A 3,567-nucleotide genomic window follows, 5' to 3' on the forward strand; every position below is an offset into this window, starting at 1 on the left:
CCGGCGGCAATGCCGCTTACGGGTTGAACCTAGGTGGCAACGGCGGCGCCGGAGGCAAGGCCGGACTGTTCATCGGAACGGGCGGTGCCGGCGGAACGGCCAGCACCGGCGGCGTCGCGGGAATCGGCGGACCTGGTGGCGTCGGCAACCTCTTCTACAACATCATCGGCATCGGCGCCGACGGCGGCGCCGGCGGAGACGCCTTCGGCGCCACCAACATTGGCGGCCAAGGCGGCCAGGGCGGCTGGGGTAATGGTCAATTCTTCAGCATTGGCGGCAACGGCGGTGCTGGCGGAAACGCGTTGACCTTCAACGGGACCGGCGGGCCGGGAGGATTCGGCGGCGACGGCGGGGGCATCTTCGGCATCGGCGGAGCAGGCGGCAACGGCGGCGGCGCGCTCATGGGTGGCCGTGGCGGGGTCGGCGGCATCGGCGGCATCGGCGGCCTCTTCGGTATCGGCGGCGCCGGCGGCAACGGCTTCGGTGCGCCCGACCTGGCGTTCGGAGGTAACGGTGGCCAGGGCGGCTACGGCGGCTACTTCTTCGGGTTCGGCGGCGCCGGCGGCAACGGCGGCATCGGGAATACTCCGGGCATCGGCGCCCCCGGCGGCTTCGGCGGGTATCTCATCGGCGGCCCGATCGGAAAGAGGGGGATAACCCCGGCGTGAGGCTCAGCCCGCCTGAGCGCGAGCTACCCTCTCAGCCCCGTCAGCCGGACAGCCCCGAAACGCACCGATTGCCGTAGTCGAACGACTTCACCGGTACGGACACGCCCAGCGGGTCGCCGTCGGCCAGGAGTGCGATCAAGTCGGCGTCTTCGGTGGTTGCCAGGAACCGACTCCCGTCGCCAACCAACCGGCCGATGATGATGCCGGTCCGGCGCCCCGCGTCCCGGCGGACCGTGTAGGTCTCGATGACGCCGGCACCGTCCGGGTGCTCGGTGACCGCCACGGTGGGCCGGCTGTCGATGACCGCCTGCAACTGCGGGCTGCGATCGGCCCGCCACGGCGCCGGCTCGGTCGAGTAGACACCGACCGAATACTTGCTCAGCACCCCGCCGTTGGCGCCGACGAGACCGAATTGCCCTGGTGCACTTCGCATTCGGGCTACCGTCTCGGCGATCGCGTGCATCGAATAGTTGTTGCCCGCCCCGCCGAAGAAGGGCAGGCCGCCGGTGAGTGTCAGGCCACGCGGGTCGTCGGGCGCGATACCCAGACCGTCGCAGACATTGAAGACCGGCACCGGGAAGCAGCTGTACAGGTCGAACGTGGCGACATCGTCGACACCGATACCGGCCACCTCCAGCGCCTCGCGGGCCGCCATGACCGCCGACGGCGCCTGCCCGAGATCCGGGCGCTCCAACATCGGCTGCTCCACCAGGTCCGAATGACCTCGCAAGTACACCCACTTTTCGCGGGGCACGCCGAGCCGTCGTGCGGCATCAACCGACATCAACAGCGCCGCGGCGCCCTGGTTCACCTGGTCGCGGGCCACCAGGAAACGCGGATACGGCTCGGCGATCATCCGGTTGGTCTCGGTGACGGTGATCAACTCGTCGACGCTGCGCTCAACCGGCGCGGCAGCGAACGGGTTAGCCGCCGCAACCTTGGTGAACGGCGCAAACAGTTCGCCCATCCTGCGTAGGTACTCGGCCGGGCCCAACCCCGTTCCGGCGCGGTGGGCATTCTCCATCAGCGCGTACTGAGTCGGCGCGTCGATCAGACCGTGGATCACGGTGTAGCGCGATATCAGCTGTTCGATGCCAAGTCCGCGGTCTTCCAGGTCCCCGTCGACGGTCTCGGTGAAGTCCGGCTTGTCCTGCGCCTGCGCGAAATGCCGCAGGGTGGACGTCGCGTCGGAGCCGAAGACCAGAGCCACCTCCGACCGGCCCGCCGCGATCTCCGCGGCCAACTCGTTGACCAGCTTCTGTGGCCCCTGACCACCGACGACCTCGAGGATCGCGCGACCGGGTTTGGCCCCGATCCGGTTGGCCACCGAACGCGGATAGTTGTTGGACCGTCCCAGTGGAGCGGTGGCGACAGGGCCGGAGATCTCGAATTGCCGAAGAGCGGCAATGGTATCGACGGCGATGGCCACGGCTTGCGCGCCGCAGTCGTCAAGTGCTGCTTGGGCGGCCGCCGCGGCCAGTTCGACGGGTGACATTGCCCGATAGCCGGGGTCATCGATGCGTTCGGCGGACTGCCCGACGCCGACGACGACGGGCGTCCGCGGATCGAGATTCATAGCCTTACTATCTACCGCAAGTGACCCTGTGACGCGCGGCCAGGGTCGGCGAGGCGACGGCCCACGCCACTCCCCGCTGAATGCCGGGCCATTCGGGTGGGACCCCAGCCCATTCCCTGGATCGATGGGCCGAGCCAGTGCCCGCCTCGAACGCGAGTTGCTTGGCTAAGTCCAATTCGCCGTCAAAGCACTCGACACTGTTGGCGCCGCGTGAGAGTCGTCTGGTGCAAATTGCAGAGGTCCGCTGGAACTTCTTATGAATTTCCTGTGATCGGACTAGGATGTAGATCTCCGAACATCGATTACCCGCTGACGGTTGCGATCGCCATGCCCCAGGTAGTGGAGGTATCAGATGTCGTTCGTGACCGCAGTGCCCGAGTTCCTGACGGCGGCAGCCTCAGATCTAAAGAACATCGGGTCGACCATCAGCCAGGCAAACGCGGCGGCGCTGGCCCCGACCACGGAAGTCCTCGCCGCGGGCGCCGACGAGGTGTCGGCGGCCATCGCGACGGTGTTCGGGTCCCACGCCCAGCTGTATCAGGCGCTGAGCGCACAAGCGACGGCGTTCCACGACGAGTTTGTCGCGCTCCTGGGCGCGGGCGCCGCGCAGTACACCATGGCTGAGGCAGCCAGCAGCAGTCCGTTGCAGCAGTTGCTTAACCTCGTCAATACCCCCTTCCAGACGGTGCTAGGACGCCCGCTGATCGGCAACGGCGCCAATGCCGCTGTGGGTTCGGGGGCCAACGGCGGGGACGGCGGCATATTGTTCGGCAACGGCGGCGCCGGCGGATCCGGAAGCGCCGCTCACCCCATCGGCGGGAACGGCGGGGCCGCCGGACTGTTCGGCGCCGGCGGCGCCGGCGGAGCAGGCTTTAGCGGTGCAAACGGCGGTAGCGGCGGGTCCGGCGGCCTGTTCGGCAACGGCGGGACCGGCGGCGCCGGCGGGAATTCCAATGCCGTCGGCGGGAACGGGGGCGCAGGCGGGGCCGCCGGGCTGTTCGGCGTCGGCGGCGCCGGCGGAACGGGCGGGTCATCATCGGGGACTCGTGCGGGGACAGGCGGCGCCGGCGGTAGCGGCGGATTGATCGGCAGCGGCGGCGCCGGCGGCAGCGGCGGAGAGTTCATTGGCAGCCACAACGGCGGAGACGGGGGCGTAGGTGGGGCCGCAGGGCTGTTCGGCGTCGGCGGCGCAGGCGGTGCAGGCGGCGCGACGAACGGGGCAAACTTCACCGCTGGCGCGGGCGGTGCGGGTGGTGGTGGCGGCTGGATCGGCACCGGCGGCGCCGGCGGCATCGGCGGGGTCGCCACCGGTGCAGGCGGGAC

2 protein-coding genes and 1 pseudogene are annotated in these 3,567 nt (G+C 69.5%); 2 read left to right on the forward strand and 1 reads right to left on the reverse strand.

Annotation, left to right across the window (positions count from 1 at the left end; all coding sequences use genetic code 11):
• Positions 1-668: pseudogene (locus BST27_RS32835) on the forward strand (hypothetical protein); the annotation flags it as partial.
• Between the two features lie 40 nt (positions 669-708).
• On the opposite strand, the gene BST27_RS29795 reads toward BST27_RS32835, so the two are convergent.
• A complete protein-coding gene (locus BST27_RS29795; protein ID WP_069418693.1) occupies positions 709-2,244 on the reverse strand; it encodes an acetyl-CoA acetyltransferase in 1,536 nt (511 codons plus the stop codon).
• A 352-nt stretch (positions 2,245-2,596) separates the two neighbouring features.
• On the opposite strand from BST27_RS29795, the gene BST27_RS29800 reads away from it, so the two are divergent.
• A partial coding sequence (locus BST27_RS29800) for a PE family protein (protein WP_139805462.1) occupies positions 2,597-3,567 on the forward strand: 971 nt, incomplete at its 3' end.

Source organism: Mycobacterium intermedium (assembly GCF_002086275.1).
Lineage (GTDB): Bacteria > Actinomycetota > Actinomycetes > Mycobacteriales > Mycobacteriaceae > Mycobacterium > Mycobacterium intermedium.